This window comes from Steroidobacter sp., assembly GCF_016790065.1.
Classification (GTDB): Bacteria; Pseudomonadota; Gammaproteobacteria; order Steroidobacterales; family Steroidobacteraceae; genus Steroidobacter.
The window spans coordinates 1-1700 of the sequence record NZ_JAEUPY010000647.1; the positions used below are offsets into that span (position 1 = coordinate 1).

The following is a 1700-nucleotide window of genomic DNA, read 5'->3' on the forward strand; positions in this document are numbered from 1 at the left end:
AAATGATGATAGCGATGCCAATGTCGCTCTTGATCCAGCTGTAGCAAGAACAGGCCACGCTGCTCGATCTCGTACAAGCGTCGCGTCGCGTCCGGTTGCCCGGTCACGGCTTCGCAGAGCGACGGGCAGAAGCGATCCAGAATGGACGTCTTCAACAAGAACTCGCGCACCGGCTGTGGCTGCGCCGAGAACACTTCTTCGGCGAAGAAATCCGAGATGGAGCGGCTGCTGCCGCTGAAGCTCGCCAACATTTCTTTGGGCGCCGTGCCCCGGCGCAATGCCAAGGTGGCCAGCTTGAGGCCGGCGATCCAACCTTCAGTGCGCTGTTGCAGTGTGGAGAGATCCTGTTCGTCCAAGGGCGAGCTGTGCGAGCCGGCGATGAAGCTGCGCGTCTCATCGGGCGTGAACTTCAGATCTTCCGCTTGAACTTCATACAACTGGCCACGCGCACGAGCGCGAGCCAGATGCAAATCTGGCAGCGAGCGGGACGCAGTGATGAATGACATGGAAGCGGGCGCTTGCTCGATCAATCGACCGAGCGCGTGAATGGGCTCAGGTGCGAGCACGTGCGCATCGTCGATGAACAAATAGACCGCGCCGCCATTACGTTCGAGCGCTTCGATGATGACGTGAGTCAAGAACTCGCTGGAGGCGAACGCATCGGTGCGCAGAATGCGATCGAGTCTGGGTTCGAACGACACGCCGGCATCCGACAGCGCGGCGGCGACGTACCAGAGCATGCCCACCGCATCGTTATCGGATGAGTCGGCGGTCAACCAACCGCAAGCACGGCCGGACGAGCGCAACGTCCGATACCACTGCGACAGCAAACTGGTTTTGCCATAGCCGGCCGGCGCCAGCACCACAGTGAGCGCGGCATGCTCGGCTTCGGCGAGTCGATTCAACAGGCGCGGCCTGTCGATGAGGCTGGCGGCCTCGCTCGGCGGCGTCAACCGTGTTCGAATGATTCCCACTGCGGCTCCCCCCGGATACCGTCTGTGCCGATCATAGCCCCGACTTCAGTCAGCTTGTAGCCTGCGCAACAGGCCGAGGCGATCCCGAATGACTCGGCCGCCGACAATGCGCCCGTCGCGCACGGTAACCAAGCCCGTCATATGTAAGAACACCGGTGTATTCACGAAGCGCGGCTCGGCGCCAGCGAAATCGTCCAGCAGCTTGCCGGTCTGCGTAATCCGGAATGCTACCCGGTCGCCGACCGAGAATAGATCGTCGATGGTCGCGCCGTCGGGCTGCAGGACTCGTTGCGGTGGGCTGCCGGTCCAGGCGTCATCGAAGTCGAGGCCGTCGAGTCGAGTCAAGTCACCGCGTTCGAGCACTTCGCGAACTACACTTTCCGCTGCTGGATTGACCGGCTCGGCCACCGTATCCCACGGCGCCAGCGCTGGCGTTTCGACCGGTTTGGGTCGTCCGCTCGCGAGCTGTTGCCGTCGCGAGTAGTAGTCCTGTTCGACAAAGTTCTCGGTCAATCGTTCGCCGTCCCATTTGTACAGGCCGATGCCGCCCCACGAAGCCAGCGCCCCTTTATGGCGCATCGATGCGCCGTGTTCGGAGAAGCGCAGGCAGGTGCGCGAGCCGTTGGTCACGAGTTGATTGACTGTGAGGCCCAGGCCCGGGAACTGGTCGAATTGTTTTTGAGTGGCCGGCTTGTAATGAGTGTCGCGGCCGCTCAGATCGAAGGT

The 1700-nt window shown here is 62.0% G+C and carries 1 protein-coding gene and 1 pseudogene; both read right to left on the bottom strand.

The genetic code is table 11. The features are described 5' to 3' along the window. A pseudogene (locus JNL55_RS26785) lies at positions 1-974 on the bottom strand (helix-turn-helix transcriptional regulator); the annotation flags it as partial. Between the two features lie 45 nt (positions 975-1019). Next, positions 1020-1700 (bottom strand): ester cyclase (locus JNL55_RS26790; RefSeq protein ID WP_293861752.1); only part of this gene is annotated, 681 nt, incomplete at its 5' end.